Genomic DNA, 19984 nt, shown 5'->3' on the forward strand with positions numbered 1-19984 from the left:
AACCAAGTTCGGTCTAGGCATCGCAGAGGCGTCCAAGTGCAGCAAGCCGCACCTGGAGCTCCTCCCAGGAAAAGCTGCGCGGATCGCCCCGTTCACCGCCGAGGTCGACATGCCGGTGGGTGGTAATTGCAGAAGCTGGAAACTGAAAGCGCTCGAGCCAGTCATCAAGCACCAGAGCCAGGGCGTCGTACTGACGAGGTGTATAGCCACTGTGGCGTCCCGCGCTGTTCTGGCCATCTCCAGGTGTCTCGAGGCTGAGGTGCAGCGCGAAATTATTCACGGATCCCTGAAACTCCGCATTGGTTACAGCCCATTCACCGTGAAAAGCCGAATAACCAGCGCCATAGGCCCGCTTGAGTGGATCAACCACATCCACGATTGAGCCATCAAGGCCAACAAGTGTGTGATAACTCACCTGATCTTCATCACGCGGATGAGGGGTCAGGAAGGTGTTCAACGCTGAATTCAGGGAGTAAACAGTTTCGTGCAAAACAACAACCCTGGGAACTGGATTCAACTTCTCTCCCCAGGGATTGCTGCGCCATCGGTCTCCGAAGTTGCTGTCATCCGCAGGAACAGACCGCCGCAATTGAGCCAGCTGGCTGCGTTGGGTTTGCAATCTCTGCTGCAACGACACATCAATGTTGGAACACTGCCGCTTTAAAGGTGAAACCCAAGCTGTCGCTTCAGGTGGTTGGGGAGCATCACCCTGCAAAGTTGTGGATCGTGGTCGATCTCGGCCCACTTCTTCCAACAAATCCAACAGCGATGGCTGACGCGCGATCGGTTCGTTGGTTTTTTCCAGAGTGAAGCCGACGAGAGCCAGCACCACAGCGAGTGTGGACGTGCCTACCAACAGCGGCCCCGTACGAGAGCGACGGGTCAAGCTGGAAGCCTTCGATAACAGACGGTTCAGACGACCTGAAACCATTGATCGCGGAGCAAGCGAGCCTTCCTGACAGCGCCAGGGTCCCAGGTCAGTCGGTGACGATCAACGCCGGGCTTCTCAAGGGATAGCTGCGTGTGGCCGATCAGGCCACGACGGCTGTAAGTCACCTGACATTGCTCAGGACCATCCAGCAGGTGTTGTGTTCGCTTGAGTGTGCGGCAACGCCAGTCGCGCAGAGCCACGATTTCATCGCCAGGCACCAAACCAGCGCGTTCAGCAGCTCCGCCCGCCACGGTGCGATCAATCCAGACGCTGCCGTCCACTTCACGCAGGGTCCAACCGGCGCTGGCCTGGGTCTCCATCACTGGATCAAGCATCAGCCCCAGTGATGCAAGCGACGCTTCGATGGGCAGCACACCACGGCCATCAAGCCATCCCGGCAATTGCTCCGCTAAGGCTGAACTGGTGTCGGCAATGGCAGCCATCAGGTCCTGACGGCCATAACCGCGTCCGTGGCGACCCAACCGTTCCCAAAGCAGCCGCAGGGTGGCTGCCAATGATCCTCCCGCCTGACGCAGGCCCACATCCAGGCAGAACGCGAGTGCAGTGCCCAGTCTGTAGTAGCTGACCTGACTGCGCGCGTTGGCGGGGGTCTGTTTGTAGAGGCGAACCCATGCTTCTCGGGAACTGTCGGCCAATGACTGAAGCTGCGTTCCCGGGTTCAGCAGCACATGAGAGAGATCGGCCGCCAGGTCCTCCAGCAAGTCGAGACGACTGGAGTAACCCGAGAGCAAGGGCAGAAACAGGTCGAAGTAACTGGTAACCCCTTCGGCGAACCACAGGCCCTCACTGACAACCGGCTTGTCGTAGCGATAGGGGACGTAATCCCTCGGCCTGAGCCGGCGCACATTCCACTGATGCAAATACTCGTGGCCGATTAACTGCAGAAGGCTTCGCATCCCACCCGGCTCCTGCAAACGGGTCCAGGGAAATTGCATCACGGATGCGTTGTCGTGCTCGAGTCCCCCGTACCCCTGATCCAGAAGTTGCAGCACCAACTGATAGGGCGCTCGTGAGGGTGGGTCCGACTGCATGAGATCGCAGACGGCTTCACAGATCAATTCAATCTGACCCGGCAGATCGTTCGACCAGCCGCAGGGTGGTGCACCGATCAGCACCAGCTCATGGGCTTGCCTTCGCACCGTCAGGGAACGGGTGTCCATGACGCCGGCATGCACTGGGGCATCGACCAAATGATCAAAATCTTCGGCGATGTATTCATCGTCATGATTCGGCAGTGGACACGCCACAGACCAGTGGGACGGTGCCGACACCTTCAGCAGATGTTGCGACCAACGTTGGCCCTCCACCAGCATCACGACGGCGGAGAGGCAGAGGGAGGCAAAAGACGGGTCGAGCAGGTTGGTGCGGACGGTGAGTTGTCGCGCCTCCAGGGCATAACGCAGGGTGAGTTCTTGATTGCACTCACAATCCACTTGCCAACTGGAGGGCGAGCGCCGGGAGGGTGTAAGGGCTTGGCCTGCTTGTTCAAGACTGAGGCTGTGCAGGTGCTGCGATGGATCCCGAACCGTGTAGGAGCCTGGAGTCCAGACCGGCAAAGTCCAACTCTGAACAGGCTGTTCAGGCAGCCAGCGCATCTCGACCCAGAGCGTCTGCGAAGCGGGCGATCCGAGATCGAGGACGACATGCACCTCGTGCATCAGACAGCGCCGGTGACCGTTTCGGCGTCGAACTGACCAGCTTCGCGGAGGGCCGTGTTGAGGGCGTAGCGCCTGAGAACACGACGAAGCGCTGATTCGGTGCGACCGGACCCTGCCGGTGCTGAGAGATCAGCAATGAGATCCAACTGATCCTGGTCGCCAGTGCGTCTCCAACCCAGTTGCAAGCCGGATGGGTGATAAGCGGCCAAGTCGACAGCCTGATGACGGTCGAATGACGAAACAATGCCTCCGCACTGCACACGGAAGCCCTCTGCATGCAGGGCGATCTCGAGCAAATCGAGATCCGTCACCAGTGTGGGCAGGATGGAGAGATGGGACATGAAACTCGGAATGCCCGCGCCCACCGACACTAGCCAGATCAATGGCGAGCGCTATCCCACGCTCACGTTTCCCACCATCGGGCCATGGCCGAAATTTCAGCGCCCCTTGTGCCTCGGTGTGATGGCGTCTGGATCAGGCACAAACTTTGAGGCTCTGCAGGAATCGATCCATGCAGGCGATCTGGATGCCGAGCTGCGTCTTTTGGTGGTCAATCGTCCGGGATGTGGTGCCAAAGCGAGAGCAGAACGCCTCGGCATTGCCTGCGAGCTCCGTGATCATCGACAGTTCGACAGCCGTGAAGCTCTGGATCACGAACTGGTTCGCACTTTCCAAGATGCGGGTGTGGAAGCTGTGGTGATGGCGGGCTGGATGCGGATTGTCACCCCTGTGCTCATCGAGGCCTTTCCGGGAAAACTGATCAACATTCACCCATCCCTACTGCCAGCGTTCAAAGGCATGGATGCGGTCGGTCAATCCCTGCAGGCAGGTGTGCGCATTGCCGGGTGCAGCGTCCATGAAGTGCTCAAGGATGTGGATGCCGGACCGATCCTGGCTCAGGCAGCGGTCCCGGTCCTGCCTGGAGATGATCGCGATTCCCTGGCTGCTCGCATCCAACGGGAGGAGCACCGACTGCTTCCCTGGGCAACGGCTCTGGCCGGACAACGCTGGCGGGCCGCCGCCGACGATCAGGGATAAAACGGTTCGAGGGGCAACCCTTCAGCAATCGGCAGACCTGCCATCAAGTTGAGGCACTGCACTCCTTGACCGGCTTGACCCTTCATGAGGTTGTCCACCGCACTCATCAGCACCAGCTGTCCTGTGCGTCCATCCACTTGAACCGACATCAGTGCTTGGTTGGTGTGCTTGGCCCATTTCGTGGCCGGATAGGTCCCCACCGGCAGCACACGCACACATGGATGGTTGCGGTACACCGTCTCCAGCACCGTGGTGCAGTCTTCAGCGGTCAGGCCTGGATCGCGCAGGCGTGCATACACCGTGGACAACAGCCCCCGCACCATGGGAACGAGGTGCGGCGTGAACTGCAGCTGAATCGGACAACCCGCGACCGCGCTGGCCAGCTGCTCGATTTCTGAGGTGTGGCGATGCCCCACCACGCCGTAAGGAGCGATGGATTCCGAGGCTTCAGCCAGCAGGAGGTTTTCCTTTGCAGCACGTCCTCCACCGGAAGTGCCCGTTTTGGCGTCAATGATCAAACCCTCGGTTTCGATCAAGCCCTGCTTGAGAAACGGGAGCAGCGGCAGGAGGCTTGTGGTGGGGAAACAGCCTGGTGCCGCAACCAGCCTGGCCTTAGCGATGGCATCACCGTGCCATTCAGCGAGTCCATACACCGCCTCCTGGCAGAGATCAGCATCGACGCGTTTGTGCGTTCTGGCTTCGTGCACATACACCGACGCCCATTGCTCAAGGCTGCGGTAGCGATAGTCCGCCGACAGATCCACCACCCGCACACCACGCTCCAGCAAAGGGGGAACGAGGCCACTTGCCAGCCCATTGGGGAGGCTCAACACTGCGAAATCGGCCTGATCAGCGATGCGATCCGGATCAGGGCTCTCAACGACAAGATCCTGTTGTAGGGGTAGGAACGGACAGAGTTCACTCCAGGCCCGTCCCGCTGAACGCTCACCCCCGAGAAAGGTGACCTCGAAGCTCGAGTGCACGTTCAACAGGCGAAGCGTCTGCAGTCCTCCGTACCCGGAGGCACCCACCACTGCGACCCGTTGATTCCCCATTCCCGCGACGGCACATCACCTAATCGTACCGACGTCGATAATGGTGAAAGCTTGCAAGACGTCGAGACCGCTGTCTGAATCCGTTGCTCAATCCGAGGGGATGTCGCCGCTCTTCAATTCCATTCCAGACGCCTTGGCAGCCATCCGCAACGGCGAGTGTGTGGTGGTTGTCGACGATGAACGCCGAGAGAATGAAGGGGATCTGATCTGTGCGGCTCAATTCGCCACACCAGAACAGATCAATTTCATGGCCACCGAAGCCAGGGGGCTGATCTGCCTGGCCATGGAGGGATCACGGCTGGACGCGCTGGATCTTCCCTTGATGGTGGATCGCAACACCGATGCCAATCAGACCGCGTTCACGGTGAGCATTGATGCCGGTCCAGAGCATGGCGTCTCAACGGGGATCTCGGCCGATGACCGATCGCGCACAATCCAGGTTGCGATTCAACCCGGCGCCAAACCTGCCGATCTGCGCCGTCCAGGGCATATTTTTCCGCTGCGGGCCCGTCCTGGTGGTGTGCTCAAGCGCGCAGGTCACACCGAAGCCGCCGTTGATCTTGCCCAGATGTCGGGTCTTTACCCCTCGGGTGTGATCTGCGAGATCCAGAACCCTGACGGTTCCATGGCCAGGCTTCCAGAACTGCAGGTTTACGCCAGAGAGAAAGGGCTGAAGCTGATCAGCATTGAAGACCTGATTCGCTACCGGCTGGAGAACGAACGCTTTGTGGTGCGTTCCGCCCAATGCTCCCTCCCCACTGAATTCGGCTCCTTTCAAGCCATCGGTTACTCCAACCAGCTCGATGGCAGCGAGCATGTGGCGCTGGTCAAAGGCGACCCCAGCAATCTGCGCGAACCGGTGTTGGTGCGCATGCACTCGGAATGCCTGACCGGCGATGCTTTCGGCTCGCTGCGATGCGATTGCCGTGCGCAATTGCACAGCGCCCTCAAGTGCATCGAAACGGAAGGGGAAGGAGTCGTGGTGTATCTGCGTCAGGAAGGCCGCGGAATCGGCCTGATTAACAAGTTCAAGGCCTACAGCCTGCAGGAGGGAGGCCTAGACACTGTTGAAGCCAATGAAAAGCTCGGCTTTGCCCCGGATCTACGCAACTACGGCGTTGGTGCACAGATCCTCAGCGATCTCGGCATTCACCGCTTGAATCTGCTGACCAACAACCCAAGGAAAATCGCTGGTCTAGGGGGCTATGGCCTTGAAGTGGTGAATCGGGTGCCAATGAAGCCGGCCCTCGGTGACTTCAACGCTGATTATCTCGCGACCAAACGGGACAAGCTGGGGCATCTGATGGATGCGTCCCACCAGCATTCCCATTGGGTGCTCTGTCTTGATAGCGCTTCCACAGACGATGGAGATCTATCGGAGCTGTTGCATCGGGTTGAAAAGCTGAGTCAGAAGCACGGACTACAGCTGCAGGCGGAACAAGCGCCACGCTTGCTGGCGCTCTGGGAACGCCCCCGATTCGTCTGGTCCCTGCAGGGGGCTGAACCGGAAGCAGCGGCAATCAAAACTTTGCTGGCGACTATCGCCGGTTGGACCGACACCTCACGCCTAGGGCTGCTCCATGCGGTGAACCCTGATCAGATCGCTCATCCACCACAAACGCTGGAACGCGAAGAACGCCAACTTTCATCGCTTGCAAGCAGTGAACAAGACTGGGGCTGGTTCCCCTCAGGAAACCAGCCCGCCTTGATTCACTGGTCCTGAACGGTGACCTTGTTGATGCGGGAACCGTTCTTGAGGGCCAGCACCACATCCATGTTTCCGGTCAGGCCGAACACGGTGTGCACGCCATCGAGATGGGGTTGGGCTTCATGCACGATGAAGAACTGGCTGCCTCCGGTGTTCTTGCCAGCGTGTGCCATCGACAGCGCACCGGGGACGTGCTTCTTGCTGTTGATTTCACAGTCGATCGTGTAACCGGGGCCACCGGTTCCAGGCATGCCACGGGATCCTTCGCGACTGTTGGGGCAACCGCCCTGAGCCATGAAACCGTCGATCACGCGATGAAAGGCCAGCCCGTCATAGAACCCGTCTTTTGCCAGCTTGACGAAGTTGGCCACGGTGTTGGGAGCGTCCTGATCGAACATCTCCAAGGTGATGTCGCCGGCGTCCGTGGACATGAGAACGGTCGTCAAGACGTCAATTCCAAAACACCATGCTAGGCAAGTGCCATCAGCGGCGGTCTTCGCAGCATCCATGAGCAAGACACCACCCATGCCTGATCTGGACACGGCCCGTATCGGCGTGATCGGAGGGAGCGGGCTCTACGCCATCGACAACCTGGACTCGATCGAGGAAGTCAGCCTGGAGACTCCCTTCGGGACACCCTCGGATGCATTCCGCATCGGCCGACTCAATGGAGTGGAGGTGGTTTTCCTGGCGCGACATGGTCGCCAGCACCACCTGCTTCCCACAGAGGTGCCTTACCGCGCCAACATCTGGGCCATGCGTTCACTGGGGGTGCGCTGGTTGATTTCCATATCAGCTGTTGGCTCCCTGCAGGAACATCTGCGTCCCCGCGACATGGTGGTGCCCGATCAATTCATCGATCGCACCACGCAGCGTCCCATCACGTTCTTCGGTGAGGGCTGTGTGGCCCACGTGAGCCTGGCAGATCCGTTCTGCGGCACCTTGAGTGAATGGCTGGCAGCGTCGGCTTCAGCGGCGATGCCTACTGGTCACCATCTGCACCGAGGCGGCACTTATCTATGCATGGAAGGTCCTGCCTTCTCGACGCGTGCCGAAAGCGAGCTCTACCGGCAGTGGGGGTGCGACGTAATTGGCATGACCAATCACAGCGAAGCTCGCCTGGCCAGGGAAGCGGAAATCGCCTATGCCTCTCTGAGCATGGTCACCGATTTCGATTGCTGGCACAACGATCACGACGCGGTCACGGTGGAGATGGTGATCGGCAATCTGAAGGCCAACGCCGCTGCGACGGGCCCCATCCTGGAGGGGTTGATGGAGAAGTTCAGATCTGGACGGCCCGTTTCAAGCGCCCATCGTGCGCTCGCTGATGCCCTGATGACTCCGAAGGAAGCCGTTCCGCCAAAGACACGTCAGAAACTGGATCTGTTCACCAGTCCCTACTGGGGTGCCTACGAAGCCTGAACAGGCAGAGAAAGCCCCTGACTCATGAGCGCCGCCCGCAGATCGGCCCCGTGGGTTTCCAGAACGGCATCGGCTTCAACAGCCTGAAGTGAACAGCTGCCCATCAGCAGGGCACGCTTGACCGACCCTCCAGCCTGGTCGAGGAGTGCGAGGGCTGACTCACGTTCCAAGCCCAGCAGATCCTGCAGGATGCGCATCGAACGATCCACAAGCTTGCTGTTACTGGCAGCCACATCCACCATGCGGTTTCCATAGACCTTGCCCAGTCGCACCATCACCCCGGTGGACAAGATGTTGAGGGCCATTTTGGTGGCGGTACCCGCCTTGAGACGGGTTGAACCGGTGAGCAGTTCCGGACCGGTCAGCAATCGGATGTCGATGCTGCATGGCAGTGGTGCTTGATCAGTCGGAACGCAGGCCATGGCGATGGCCAGAGCTCCCAACTGCTGAGCCCAGGCCAGGCCACCACGCACGTAGGGCGTTGTTCCACCGGCCGCAATCCCGACGAGGCAATCACGTTGATTGAATTGACGAGCCTTGAGGTCAGTGACGGCAGCCTCCTCCAGATCTTCCAATCCCTCGGAACTTCGCAACAGAGCCGGTGCGCCGCCGGCAAGCACGCCTTGCACCAGCTCCGGGGGACTACAGAAGGTGGGTGGACATTCGGCGGCATCCAGCACACCAAGACGACCTGACGTCCCGGCTCCGAGATAAAACAGGCGCCCGCCATCTCGAAGGCGCTTGGCGATGCCATCCACAGCCTGTGAAAGGGCCACGCGGGCTCCATAGACCGCCTGCTGAGGACGCCGGTCCTCCTCGATGAACAGATCCACCAGATCCGATGTCGGCAGCTGATCAAGCGTTTGGCTCGCGGGATTGACCTGTTCCGTCAGGAGATGACCGCGGTCATCGGAGGGTGCCACCAGATCTGCCATGGTCAGAGCAGTCCTTCGAGACGACGACGCACGGCATCGAGATCCGCGATGGACTCGTCGGCGTTGTGATCCATGTCAGTGTCGCTAGCGCTTTCGCTGGACGGCTGCGTCATCTCCTGGTCTTGCCAGTTGGAAACATCCTGATTGGCGCGAGGGGGCGCCAGCAACAGACGATCGTCGGCACTTTTGGGTCGGAAGTCTCGGGCTACAAATCGCGCTTCATACCCCGCCTCACGGCAGAACAGTTCAATTTCTTCGCGATCAAGCTCCTCCACAGAAGGAGTGGGGAAATCCTGGGCTTCGAGGAGGCCCGCATAACGCTCAGCGTCATCGCGGTTTTCAAACATCAGCACCACGGTCTGCCCGGCAAGTTCCAGGGAGTGGATGCCCTCGCTGTCCTGTCCTGCGTCATACAGGAGCACGTGAACCAACATGCTGATCAATCGCCAGGGTCAGTCTGTCACCGCCCGAAGCGTTCAGTAACCGCCGGCCCGTTCAAGACTGAGCTCCTGAAGGCGTTGATAGAGGGCGCGCTCATCGTCGGCCAACTCTGCTGGAATCACAATCACAATTTCCACCAGCTGATCACCACGGTCATTGTCGAGCTGGAGGCCACGCCCGCGCAGGCGCAGCAACCGTCCACTCGATGATCCCGGTGGCACCTGCAGTGTGACCGGGCCGCTCAGGGTCGGCACATCCACAGCACAACCGAGGGCAGCATCGGGAGGAAGCAGTTCAAGGCGGTAGTGCACGCGCAGACCATCGATGCGCAGACCGTCGTCTGTGATCACCCGCAGGTGGAGGAAATGATCCTTGCCACCAGGGGCGACCCCTTCGAGCCTCAACCGCCAGCCATCACCGGCCCGAGCAGGTGTGCCCACTTCAACAAGGGTGCCATCGCCAAGTTCAAGCTCAACTGTGGTGCCATGAAGCGCTTGATCGGGGGAGAGTGCAACCACCGTTTCCAGATCATCCTCTGTGCGCACCGGTGGTGGTGGGGGTGGTGCGGCCTCAGGCCAGTGAGATTCGGACGCAGCTTCGGGTGCTGGTTCATCCCCGACGAACGGAGACCTTCGGATCGGATCCTGTTCCAGGCCCAGCACCACCGCTAGATACTCCTCAAAAGCGGGAAAACCGGAACTGAAGGGATCAGCGGAGACTGCAGAACCCTGACGTCCTGACTGCCACTCCTTGCGTCGATCAGGATTGCTGAGAACGGCGTAAGCCTCGTTGACGAGCTTGAATCGTTCCTCCGCGTGGCTGTCGTTGCCATTCAGATCTGGATGCCAGCGGCGTGCTTCGCGCCGGAAGGCGCGCTTGAGGGCTTCTGGATCAGCATCGGGATCCAACCCCAGCAGAGACCAGTAATCCGGTTCAGCGGAAGTTGTCATCGTCCCAGGGGTCCATGCCGCGGCGACTGCTTCTCACGGGCTGGTCGTAACGCGATTGCGGTGATGCCCAGGGGTCATCCTCCCAATCGTCTTCTGCGAAAAGCTCATCTTTCAAGGTGCCGAGTGTGCTCTTCAGTCCTTGCAACGGTCCAGCTTCAACCTGGCGTTCAGCGGTGAGACGCCGGTTGAGACCGAACAGGGCTTCCTGGAGGCCACTGACGGCCAGCTCCAGTTCCTGCAGATCATCCTGAGCCAGAAGATCCTGGACATCACGCACGCACATCTCAACGGCACGTTGCTGGCGTTCAGCGCCATATGGGCCAAGCTCAAGCGCGGCATCACGCAGCCTGCGCTCAGCCTGTGCCACCAGCGTCATTGCCGAATTGCGCCGTTCGATGGAGGCCCGCTTGCGCCGATCCTCATCAGCCCGCGCCTCGGCTTCCGCCAGCAGCCCCTGAATTTCATCTTCACTCAGGGTTGATCCACCCTGAATGGTCACCGACTGTTTGCGACCGGTGGTGCGATCCGTGGCGCTGACCTGAAGGATTCCGTTGGCATCGATGTCGAAGGCCACCTGAATCTGGGGAACACCGCGCGGTGCAGGAGGGATGCCTGAAAGGCGGAAACGTCCTAGGGATTTGTTGTCCGCAGCCATCTGGCGCTCCCCTTGCCAGACGTGGATTTCAACCGACGATTGATTGGGCTCCGAGGTGCTGAACACGTCGGACTGACGCACCGGAATCTGGGTATTGCGTGGAATCAACACCTTCATCAGCCCACCGATCGTTTCAAGTCCAAGGGACAGCGGAGTGACGTCATTCAGCAACAGGTCCCTCAATTCACCGGTGATGATTCCGGCCTGAACGGCAGCACCGACAGCCACCACCTCATCGGGATTGACCGATTGGCAAGGATCATTCGGAATCAGGGTGCGCACCAGTTGCTGCACCATCGGCATCCGGGTGCTGCCACCCACCAGCACCACATCATCAATGTCTTCCGCCGTCCAGCCGGAATCACGCAGGGCTGACTGAACAGGAACGAGCAACCGATCGAGAAGATCCGGGCAAAGCCCTTCGAAAGTCTCGCGATCGAGGGTTGTTTCAATGTGAAGGGGACCATCAGCACCGGTGGCGATGAAAGGAAGCGACACCGGCGTGGTGGTGACACCAGAAAGTTCTTGCTTAGCTTTCTCCGCTGCTTCGGTCAGGCGCTGGAGTGCCTGTCGATCCCGCCGCAGATCAATGGCGTGTTCTTTCAGGAACGCTTCCGCCAGCCAATCAACAATGCGTTGGTCGAAATCATTGCCGCCGAGTTGTGTATCTCCATTGGTGGCTTTGACGTCGAACACTCCGTTTGCAATGCGAAGCAACGACACATCGAAGGTGCCACCACCGAGATCAAAAACCAGCGCACGGCGTACCGCACTGCGGTCAAAGCCATAGGCCAGTGCCGCAGCAGTGGGTTCATTGAGAATCCGCTCGACGTTGATGCCAGCGAGGCGACCGGCATCCCGGGTGGCTTGACGCTGTGCGTCATTGAAGTAAGCCGGCACGGTGATCACCGCGGATTCCACCTCTTCTCCCAGGTATGTGGAGGCGTCATCCACCAGTTTGCGCAGGATGCTGGCGATCAATTCTTCCGGGGCATACTCCCGTTCGGTCTGCGGGCAAGCGACTCGAACGTTCCCCTGACTGTTGGCACGCACCGTGTACGGCACCGTGAGCGAACCGTCATCGAGCTCATCCCAAGCGCGACCCACAAAACGCTTGAGGTTGGAAAAAGTATTTCTGGGGTTGAGAACAAGCTGGCGTCGCGCTGGCTGTCCCACCAGAAGATCGTTGTCTTTGGTGTAGCCCAGCACAGAAGGCGTGGTCCGCGTGCCCTCGGCATTGGCAATCACCACTGGCCGCCCGGCCTCCAACACAGCCACGACGGAATTGGTGGTACCCAGGTCGATTCCGACGATCCGGCCCATAAACGCCTGTGGGGAATCCCACGGTAACGGCCCAAACCCGTCTCTCCCAGTCCCAGCGGCGATGACGGACCAAGAAAAGGGCTTTTAAAGCTCTCTTAGTGATGGATTGACTGACCTGCCGGTACGTTCAAAGGAACGGCCGTTTGGCATGGCAAGCCCAGAAGACCTGTATCTGTTGCGGCGCCGTCCAACAGTTGAGAAAGCGATCGACGGTGGTTTCAAGCTCACATCGGCACTGCTGGCGACCGTTGTGGCCGTTGTGTTGTTGTTCATCCTCTACGTGGTGTTCTCGGGTGCCCTCGATTCGATGGGCCGTTACGGCTGGAAATTTCTGGTGACCTCCAACTGGAACCCGGTGAAGGACGAGTACGGCGCCTTCACCGCCATCTACGGAACACTGATCACCTCATTGCTGTCGCTGTTGATCGCTGTTCCCCTTGGTGTAGGAACGGCGATTTTCATCACAGAGAACATCATTCCGCGCCGGATCCGCTCGGTGATCGGGCTGATGGTGGAACTTCTGGCAGCGATCCCTTCCGTGGTGTTGGGGCTCTGGGCGATTTTCGTGATGGAGCCGTTCATTCGCCCAGGCCTGGAATTTCTGCATGCCGTTCTGGGGTGGCTGCCCTTTTTCTCGACGACGCCACAGGGCCCCGGTATCGCTCCTGCGGTGCTGATTCTTGTTGTGATGATCCTGCCGATCATCACAGCCATCTCGCGGGATGCTCTCAATCAGGTTCCAATGAAACTGAGACAGGCGGCTTATGGAGTGGGAACGACCCGGTGGGGAGCCATCATGAATGTGATGTTGCCAGCTGCGATCTCAGGCATCGTGGGAGGCGTGATGCTGGCTTTGGGGCGTGCCATGGGGGAAACGCTCGCCGTCACCATGATCATTGGCAACTCCAACACATTCAGTTGGTCACTACTCGCACCGGGAAATACGATTTCGGCCATGCTCGCCAACCAGTTCGGTGAGGCGGATGGAAGTCAAGTGTCATCGCTGATGTATGCCGCTTTTGTGCTGATGCTGCTCACGTTGGCGGTGAATGTTCTGGCCCAGTGGCTGGTGAAACGACTGAGCCTGAAGTACTGACCATGGCCTATCCCACATCATCAGCGTCGATCAATGGCATGCCGGATTTGTCCTACCGGCATGGATTAAGACGCAATCTGATCAGTCGCTTGTTGAGCGTCCTCGCAGCGTTGTTTTCTGCCATCGCCGTGCTGCCTTTGGTGGCCGTTTTGGCCTATGTGCTGATCAAAGGCGGCAGCATGCTCAGCCCGAGCTTGTTCACAGAGTTGCCGCCTGCTCCGGGGCTCTCAGGTGGTGGAATCGGCAACGCCATTCTCGGCAGCATCCTCGTGACGGTGATCGCTGCGTTGATCGCCATCCCAGTGGGCGTCGGAGGAGGGATCTACGTCGCTGAATATTCCAGGGGTGGAACATTCGCTCAGTTCATCCGCTTCGGCACCAATGTGATGTCGGGTGTTCCTTCGATCATCGCGGGCGTTTTTGTTTACTCCACAATCGTTGCAACGCGAATCTTTTTCGGGAATTCATATAGCGCGCTCGCGGGTGGGATCGCACTTTCTGTGCTGATGCTCCCCACCGTGATCAAGACCACTGACGAGGGGTTGAAGCTGGTTCCAAACGATCTTCGGCGGGCAGCACTGGGGGTTGGAGCCTCCAAATTCGTCACGATCATCCGGATCACACTGCCATCAGCCTTCACGCCGATAGCCACAGGGGTGGTGTTGTCCATCGCCAGGGCGGCTGGAGAGACGGCTCCGCTCATCTTCACAGCGTTGTTCTCTCCCTTCTGGCCGGGGGGTGTGGATGCGGTGTTCAATCCGATTGCAACCCTGTCGGTGCTCATTTACAACTTCGCGACGCTTCCCTATGAACCGCAGATCGAGCTCGCCTGGGCTGCGTCTTTCGTGCTTCTGATGTTCATTTTGGTCATCAACCTGTTCGCGCGCTGGCTGGGACGGCTCGCCACGCGTTAACCCCCCCGAAGAGTCCTGATCATTTCCGTCGACTTCACCCGTTTCCTTTGCCGCCATGACGTTCACCAGCGCGCCTCCTTCTGAAGTTTCTGCAGACACCTGCATCTCGATTCAGAACGCCACCATCAGCTATGGCAACTATGAAGCGGTGAAAAATGTTTACTGCGACATCCCTCGAGGACAGGTCACAGCCTTTATCGGTCCTTCTGGTTGCGGCAAATCAACCGTGTTGAGAGCCTTGAATCGCATGAATGACTTGATCGAGAACTGCTCGCTCAAAGGTCGTGTGCTGTTCGATGGTGTTGATCTGTATGCACCAAATGTTGATCCTGTTGAGGTGAGACGTCGTATCGGCATGGTGTTTCAACAGCCTAATCCCTTCCCGAAAAGCATTTACGAAAACATTGCATTCGGCGCTCGGATCAATGGATACAGCGGAGACATGGATGAACTCGTTGAGCGCTCGCTTCGACAGGCAGCTGTCTGGGACGAATGCAAGGACAAGCTCAACGAAAGCGGCTATTCCCTGTCGGGCGGTCAACAACAGCGTCTCTGCATTGCTCGGACCATCGCCATTCAACCGGAGGTCATCCTGATGGATGAACCCTGTTCAGCACTGGATCCGATCTCCACCTTGAAAATCGAGGAAACAATGCACGAGTTGAAAAAAAGTTTCACCATTGTGATCGTCACCCATAACATGCAGCAGGCCGTTCGTGTCAGCGACATGACGGCATTTTTCAATGCTGAGGCGGTTGAAGGGGGTTCAGGAAAAGTCGGATATCTGGTTGAGTTCAACAAAACAGATACGATTTTCAACGCGCCAACACAACAGACCACACAGGATTACGTTTCAGGCCGCTTCGGTTAATTGTTAGTTGTTCCTCTGGAATCAACCAGAAAACCAATCGCGATTGGGCAATAAAAAACCGGCCTGAAGGCCGGTATGGAACGGAGAGGGAGGGATTCGAACCCTCGATAGAGTTGCCCCTATACAGCATTTCCAGTGCTGCGCCTTCGACCACTCGGCCACCTCTCCAGGGGCATCGTGGGGCACGGGTGAGAATGTAGCAGGGCGTTTCACAAGCACTGCATGAGGCCGAGTCATCGGGTCACCATTCACTGGCGCCAGGAGGGTCGGGTGATCTCCCATGAGGTGCCTGAAGGGGATTACATCCTGCAGAGCTTTGAACAGCAGGGCGATCCCCTGCCCTTTTCCTGCCGGAACGGCTGTTGCACCAGCTGTGCTGTGCGCGTCCAGGAGGGGGAACTGGATCAACGCGAGGCGATGGGGCTCTCGAGAGAATTGCGTGCCCAGGGTTACGGACTGTTGTGCGTTGCCCGAGCCATCGGTCCTCTGGTGGCGGAAACACAGGATGAAGATGAGGTCTATGAACTTCAGTTCGGACGTCACTTCGGTCGTGGTCAGGTGACTTCAGGTCTCCCGCTAGACGAGGAATGATGCACGCTCCACTCGATTGTTCAGCTGTGGCCAGCGAGGCGGGACTCAGCCCCTCACGGCTGGAAGAGCTCAGCCAGGTGGCGCGCACGGCAGCGGACCTGGGGGGCACGGTGTTGATGCAGCACTACGGACGTCTGGACAGCATCCAACAGAAGGCCCGAGCGGGAGACCTGGTCACCAGCGCGGATCTAGCCGCAGAAGAAGCCGTGCTCGAATCACTGAAGGCAGCCACCTCCAACATTCCCGTTCTGGCCGAGGAATCAGGCTCCAGCGGTGACACTTCCTGTCTCTGCTGGTGTGTGGACCCCTTGGATGGCACCACCAACTTCGCTCACGGCTATCCCTTCTTTGCCACCTCTGTTGGGCTGCTTTGGCAGGGTCAGCCCATCCTCGGTGCCATCGCGGTCCCCTTCCTCAAGGAGCTGTTTTGGTGCTGCCCAGGCGTCGGCGCTTATCTGCATGACCAGCGCATTGCTGTCACCGACTGCAATGCGCTAGAGGACAGCCTTCTGGTGACCGGGTTCGCCTATGACCGTCGAGAACTTGAAGACAACAATTACGCAGAGTTCTGTCGGCTGACCCACCGCACCCACGGCGTACGCAGAGGTGGAGCTGCGGCAGTGGACCTGGCCTACGTGGCTGCCGGGCGTCTCGACGGTTACTGGGAGCGGGGACTATCGCCATGGGACCTGACCGCGGGTGCTGCTCTGGTCGTCATGGCAGGGGGCCGCGTCAGTGACTACAAGGCGGCGTCGTACTCCGTGAGCACAGGCCGCATCCTGGCCACCGGACCGGCGCTGCATGACCACCTTCAGGCGGAGCTCGACACCACCCACCCCTTACCGGAGCATCTCTACGCCAGCTGAACCCCTGGCCGTGGGATCCTGATCGGATCAGCGACGTGCGTGATGGCCCTGCAACCCGCCTCTGGCGTGAGAGATCTCAATCCTCAGCAGGTGCAGCGCAACCAGGAGCTCAGAGAAACCCTGGCAGGCGTCTTCCGACTCTGGGGTTTTGAAGAGGTCACCCCACCACGGATCGAGCGCATGGACACGCTCAAGGCTGGAGGTGCCATTGACAGCAGAGACATTGTTCGACTGGTGGCTGATGAACCGCTGGGGCTGCGACCGGAATTGACGGCATCCATCGCCAGAGCAGCCTGCACCCGACTGCAGGAACGTCACCGGCCCTTGAGGCTTTGGAGTTGCGGAACAGTCTTTGAGTCAAGAGTGGCCGATGAAGGCGGCCAGTGCATCGAGGAAATTCTCCATTGCGGCGTTGAGCTGTTCGGTGGTGTAGGCGTTGAAGCGGAGCTGGAACTGTTCAGCCTGTTGATGGCTTCGATGGGCGCCTTGCAACTCGAACCCCGACATCAGCCCAAGCTGCTGATCGGTCACACCGATCTATTGAATCTGCTGTTGAAACCCTTTGAGGGCACGCTTCGCGATCGAATCAGAAGTTGCCTCAGCCAGTACGACCGTCTGGGTCTCCGGGAGCTGGTGACAGACACCGAAGAACTGAACCTGTTGTGTTCCTGGCTTGACCAGCGCGGAACAGCACAAGACATCCTGGCGAGGCTGCAGCGTGACTACCCCGATCAACCAGTTCTGAACCGACTGAAGCGACTGATCGATCACTTGATTCCACTGGCTCAGGCCTCAGGTGTGCAGCTCCAACTGGATCCCACCTTCCAACCCCACTACGAGCTCTATGACGGCATCGTGCTTCAACTGGTCTGTCAGGGATCTTCTGCACCGGTGGTGATTGCCCGCGGAGGTCGTTACGACGCTCTGGTGCAACGTCTGGGCGGTGAAGGAACCGACGCGACAGGCATGGGCTTCAGCTACTGCGTCGATCACATCCGCAATCTCCCTGGCGACACAGCAAAGGCAGCCGATGAAGTGTCATCCGCACTGGTCTGCTTCAGCAACCAGCAAAGCCTGGAACAAGCGTTAAACCATCAGGCGACCTTGCATGCGGCTGACAGGGTGTCGCTGCTGGATCACAGGCCATGCCAGAACCGCGATGAAGCCGAACGTCGACTGGCGCATTCGGGATGCCAGACCCTCGAATGGATCGGTGACTAGGATCGCTCGACCCAGATCGGAGTTATGGCTCACACCATCGTTACGGATGTCTGCGAAGGGGTCTCCGACTGTGTTGATGCCTGCCCGGTGGCATGCATCAACCCTGGTAAAGGCAAAAACAAGAAGGGCACTGATTTTTTCTGGATCGACTTCGACACCTGCATCGACTGCGGCATCTGTCTTCAGGTCTGCCCTGTTGATGGCGCGATCCTGCCTGAAGAACGCGCCGATCTTCAGCGAAGCTGACACGAGAACGTTCGGGAAACTCACCAGACAAGCTCTTGATGCGGGGATGAGGCCCTGACTAATTTTCAGCAAGCTCATGCTTGCTGATGTCGGTGCTCGAACAGGGTCAGATTCAGATCCACACGGAAAATATCTTCCCGATCATCAAGAAGGCCGTTTATTCCGGCCATGAAGTGTTCCTCAGGGAACTCGTCAGCAACGGCACCGATGCCATCAGCAAGCGCCGCATGGCAGCCATGGCTGGTGACTGTGCCGAAGGAGATGAAGGTCGCATCAATATCACTGTGGATAGGGAAGCCAAAACCCTGACCATTAGTGACAACGGGATCGGCATGTCGGCCGACGAGGTGAAACGCTATATCAACCAGGTTGCCTTCTCCAGTGCAGAGGATTTTCTAGAGAAATACAAGCAAGAGTCAGACGCGATCATTGGTCATTTCGGACTGGGGTTTTACTCCAGTTTCATGGTGGCCAAGGAGGTTGAGCTGATCACCCAGTCAGCCCGACCGGATGAATCCGCAGTTCGCTGGGTCTGCGATGGATCTCCGGCCTTCAAACTTGAAAGCCATGAACGCCCGGAACCCGGTACAGATGTAATCCTGCATCTGATGGATGAAGAGCTGGAATATCTAGAACCGGCACGGATTCGCACGCTGATCACTCAGTACTGCGACTTCATGCCCGTTGACGTCCAACTCGAGGGAGAAAGCGTCAACAAACGTGATCCTGCATGGCGCAAAAGTCCTCGCGACATGACGGATCAGGACTATATCGATCTGTACCGATACTTGTATCCCTTCCAGGGTGATCCTTTGCTCTGGGTGCACCTCAATACGGACTACCCCTACACCCTTCAGGGGATCCTTTATTTCCCGCAAGCTCTTGGTCGTGCTGACTGGGAAAAGGGAGACATCCGCTTGTATTGCAACCAGGTGTATGTCAGTGACTCAATTAAAGAGATCGTTCCCCGCTATCTACTGCCTTTACGAGGGGTGATCGACTCCCCTGACATTCCTTTGAACGTGAGCAGAAGTGCGCTTCAGACTGATCGCAAAGTGCGTTCCATCGGCAACTTTGTTGCCAAAAAAGTTGCTGATCGTCTGAAGAGCCTCAAACGTGATGAGCCGGAGAACTACGCAAAGGCTTGGGAAGCCCTGGCACCGTTCGTGAAGATCGGCGCCATGGAAGACGAGAAATTCGCAGAACAGGTCTCAGAACTGATTCTTTTCGCCACAACCGCCGATCCAGTGGATGGTGAGGATGGTCCCATCAGGGCTAGCGAGCGGTCTTACACAACGATTGCCTCCTATCAGTCGCGACAGGCTGACCCGCAATCGAAGCTGATTCTGTACTGCACCGATGAGGTGGCACAGGCAGGTGCCTTATCCCTCTGGAAAAGCCAGGGTGCAGAAATCCTGTTTGCAGAAACCGTGATCGACAGCCAATTCATTCCTTGGCTGGAGTCGAACAATGATCAATACCAGTTCCAGCGCGTGGATGCTGAGCTGGACGAAAGCCTGAGGGATGAACAACCTGAAATCAGTGACCAAGACGGGGAAACCCAGAGCGAAGCGATCCGATCTCTGATCAAAGAGGCTCTGGATAACGACAAGGTCACCGTTCAGGTTCAGGCTCTGAAGGGTGGTGAGGAGGCGCCGGCGGCCATGATTCTTCTTCCTGAACAGATGCGCCGAATGAACGACATCGGCGCGTTGATGGATCAGCGGTTACCGGGACTACCCGACCATCACGTTCTGCTGATCAATCGCAGCCACCCAATGGTCGAAGGTCTGCAAAAGCTCTCAGCAGGCAGTGTTCTGGTCGGGACCGCACAAGCCTCACCCAGCAAAGCCCTGGCCAGTGAACTGGCGCGTCATCTCTACGACATGGCCCGACTGGGTGTGGGCGGATTGGAACCCAATGAACTGGCCGGCTTTCAAACACGCAGTTCCAAGCTGATGTCCGAGCTAATGGCGAGAGGCCAATGAGTCACTCAATTTGCTAGGTTGGATGCTTGGCCATTGGCCAGTGATTCAGAGGAT

20 protein-coding genes and 1 tRNA gene are annotated in these 19984 nt (G+C 58.4%); 11 read left to right on the forward strand and 10 right to left on the reverse strand.

The features are described from left to right. Positions 1–13: 13 nt before the first annotated feature. From SynNOUM97013_RS06635 to SynNOUM97013_RS06645, 3 genes are read right to left on the reverse strand one after another with little or no spacing between them, the layout of a single operon-like run. Positions 14–931, reverse strand: a complete 918-nt coding sequence (locus SynNOUM97013_RS06635) for a peptidoglycan recognition family protein (RefSeq protein WP_186481303.1) — start codon at positions 929–931, stop codon at positions 14–16. Continuing rightward, positions 913–2610, reverse strand: a complete 1698-nt coding sequence (locus SynNOUM97013_RS06640) for a M61 family metallopeptidase (RefSeq protein WP_186481304.1) — start codon at positions 2608–2610, stop codon at positions 913–915. Before SynNOUM97013_RS06640 ends, SynNOUM97013_RS06635 begins: the two co-directional genes overlap by 19 nt. Beyond that, positions 2610–2951 (reverse strand): DUF1257 domain-containing protein, encoded by a 342-nt coding sequence (locus tag SynNOUM97013_RS06645; protein WP_186481305.1) that lies wholly within the window; start codon positions 2949–2951, stop codon positions 2610–2612. Before SynNOUM97013_RS06645 ends, SynNOUM97013_RS06640 begins: the two co-directional genes overlap by 1 nt. Positions 2952–2961: 10 nt before the next feature. Between SynNOUM97013_RS06645 and purN the strand changes: the two genes are divergently transcribed. Then, a complete protein-coding gene (gene purN, locus SynNOUM97013_RS06650; protein ID WP_186481306.1) occupies positions 2962–3648 on the forward strand; it encodes a phosphoribosylglycinamide formyltransferase in 687 nt (228 codons plus the stop codon). Here the strand turns inward: purN and argC are convergent. Next, positions 3639–4703 (reverse strand): N-acetyl-gamma-glutamyl-phosphate reductase, encoded by a 1065-nt coding sequence (gene argC, locus SynNOUM97013_RS06655; protein WP_186481307.1) that lies wholly within the window; start codon positions 4701–4703, stop codon positions 3639–3641. The genes purN and argC overlap by 10 nt on opposite strands. Positions 4704–4803: 100 nt before the next feature. Here argC and ribBA point away from each other — a divergent pair, with 100 nt between their 5' ends. Further along, complete coding sequence (gene ribBA / locus SynNOUM97013_RS06660; RefSeq protein WP_255443045.1) at positions 4804–6426, forward strand: bifunctional 3,4-dihydroxy-2-butanone-4-phosphate synthase/GTP cyclohydrolase II; 1623 nt, start codon at positions 4804–4806, stop codon at positions 6424–6426. Here the strand turns inward: ribBA and SynNOUM97013_RS06665 are convergent. Next, positions 6414–6842: a peptidylprolyl isomerase gene (locus SynNOUM97013_RS06665; protein ID WP_370586471.1), complete on the reverse strand. Its 429-nt coding sequence runs from the start codon at positions 6840–6842 to the stop codon at positions 6414–6416. The genes ribBA and SynNOUM97013_RS06665 overlap by 13 nt on opposite strands. Before the next feature lie 94 nt (positions 6843–6936). On the opposite strand from SynNOUM97013_RS06665, the gene mtnP reads away from it, so the two are divergent. Next, the gene (mtnP, locus tag SynNOUM97013_RS06670; RefSeq protein ID WP_186481310.1) at positions 6937–7833 is read left to right on the forward strand and encodes an S-methyl-5'-thioadenosine phosphorylase; all 897 of its coding nucleotides are present in this window, start codon (positions 6937–6939) and stop codon (positions 7831–7833) included. Here mtnP and murQ read toward each other — a convergent pair. The 4 genes from murQ to dnaK are packed head-to-tail and all read right to left on the reverse strand — an operon-like array spanning position 7821 to position 12137. Beyond that, the gene (gene murQ, locus SynNOUM97013_RS06675) at positions 7821–8768 is read right to left on the reverse strand and encodes an N-acetylmuramic acid 6-phosphate etherase (RefSeq protein ID WP_186481311.1); all 948 of its coding nucleotides are present in this window, start codon (positions 8766–8768) and stop codon (positions 7821–7823) included. The two genes, mtnP and murQ, sit on opposite strands and share 13 nt — an antisense overlap. 2 nt (positions 8769–8770) lie before the next feature. Further along, on the reverse strand, positions 8771–9202 hold the full coding sequence (locus tag SynNOUM97013_RS06680; protein WP_186481312.1) for a DUF3110 domain-containing protein: 432 nt from the start codon (positions 9200–9202) through the stop codon (positions 8771–8773). 42 nt (positions 9203–9244) lie between these two features. Beyond that, positions 9245–10159, reverse strand: a complete 915-nt coding sequence (locus SynNOUM97013_RS06685) for a DnaJ C-terminal domain-containing protein (protein ID WP_186479048.1) — start codon at positions 10157–10159, stop codon at positions 9245–9247. Further along, entirely contained in the window at positions 10143–12137 is a 1995-nt protein-coding gene (gene dnaK / locus SynNOUM97013_RS06690; RefSeq protein WP_186479049.1) for a molecular chaperone DnaK, read from the reverse strand. Before dnaK ends, SynNOUM97013_RS06685 begins: the two co-directional genes overlap by 17 nt. Before the next feature lie 148 nt (positions 12138–12285). On the opposite strand from dnaK, the gene pstC reads away from it, so the two are divergent. The 3 genes from pstC to pstB are packed head-to-tail and all read left to right on the forward strand — an operon-like array spanning position 12286 to position 15018. Continuing rightward, on the forward strand, positions 12286–13233 hold the full coding sequence (gene pstC / locus SynNOUM97013_RS06695; RefSeq protein WP_186479050.1) for a phosphate ABC transporter permease subunit PstC: 948 nt from the start codon (positions 12286–12288) through the stop codon (positions 13231–13233). A 2-nt stretch (positions 13234–13235) separates the two neighbouring features. Further along, complete coding sequence (pstA, locus tag SynNOUM97013_RS06700; RefSeq protein WP_186479051.1) at positions 13236–14147, forward strand: phosphate ABC transporter permease PstA; 912 nt, start codon at positions 13236–13238, stop codon at positions 14145–14147. Between the two features lie 55 nt (positions 14148–14202). Continuing rightward, positions 14203–15018 (forward strand): phosphate ABC transporter ATP-binding protein PstB, encoded by an 816-nt coding sequence (gene pstB / locus SynNOUM97013_RS06705; RefSeq protein ID WP_186479052.1) that lies wholly within the window; start codon positions 14203–14205, stop codon positions 15016–15018. An 81-nt stretch (positions 15019–15099) separates the two neighbouring features. Here pstB and SynNOUM97013_RS06710 read toward each other — a convergent pair. Further along, positions 15100–15186: transfer RNA gene (locus SynNOUM97013_RS06710), tRNA-Ser, on the reverse strand. Positions 15187–15240: 54 nt separating this feature from the next. Here SynNOUM97013_RS06710 and SynNOUM97013_RS06715 point away from each other — a divergent pair. The 5 genes from SynNOUM97013_RS06715 to htpG all read left to right on the forward strand — a co-directional run bounded on the left by SynNOUM97013_RS06715 (position 15241) and on the right by htpG (position 19930). Further along, positions 15241–15609, forward strand: a complete 369-nt coding sequence (locus SynNOUM97013_RS06715) for a 2Fe-2S iron-sulfur cluster-binding protein (protein ID WP_186479053.1) — start codon at positions 15241–15243, stop codon at positions 15607–15609. Then, the gene (locus tag SynNOUM97013_RS06720) at positions 15609–16475 is read left to right on the forward strand and encodes an inositol monophosphatase family protein (protein WP_186479054.1); all 867 of its coding nucleotides are present in this window, start codon (positions 15609–15611) and stop codon (positions 16473–16475) included. The genes SynNOUM97013_RS06715 and SynNOUM97013_RS06720 overlap by 1 nt, the downstream gene beginning before the upstream one ends. 42 nt (positions 16476–16517) lie before the next feature. Beyond that, complete coding sequence (locus SynNOUM97013_RS06725) at positions 16518–17696, forward strand: ATP phosphoribosyltransferase regulatory subunit (protein ID WP_186479055.1); 1179 nt, start codon at positions 16518–16520, stop codon at positions 17694–17696. A gap of 24 nt (positions 17697–17720) precedes the next feature. Next, entirely contained in the window at positions 17721–17942 is a 222-nt protein-coding gene (locus SynNOUM97013_RS06730) for a ferredoxin family protein (protein ID WP_186479056.1), read from the forward strand. Between the two features lie 86 nt (positions 17943–18028). Then, the gene (gene htpG, locus SynNOUM97013_RS06735; RefSeq protein ID WP_186479057.1) at positions 18029–19930 is read left to right on the forward strand and encodes a molecular chaperone HtpG; all 1902 of its coding nucleotides are present in this window, start codon (positions 18029–18031) and stop codon (positions 19928–19930) included. Positions 19931–19984: the final 54 nt, after the last annotated feature.

Origin of the sequence: Synechococcus sp. NOUM97013, from assembly GCF_014279815.1 — a bacterium.
In the GTDB taxonomy this organism is placed as follows: Bacteria; Cyanobacteriota; Cyanobacteriia; order PCC-6307; family Cyanobiaceae; genus Synechococcus_C.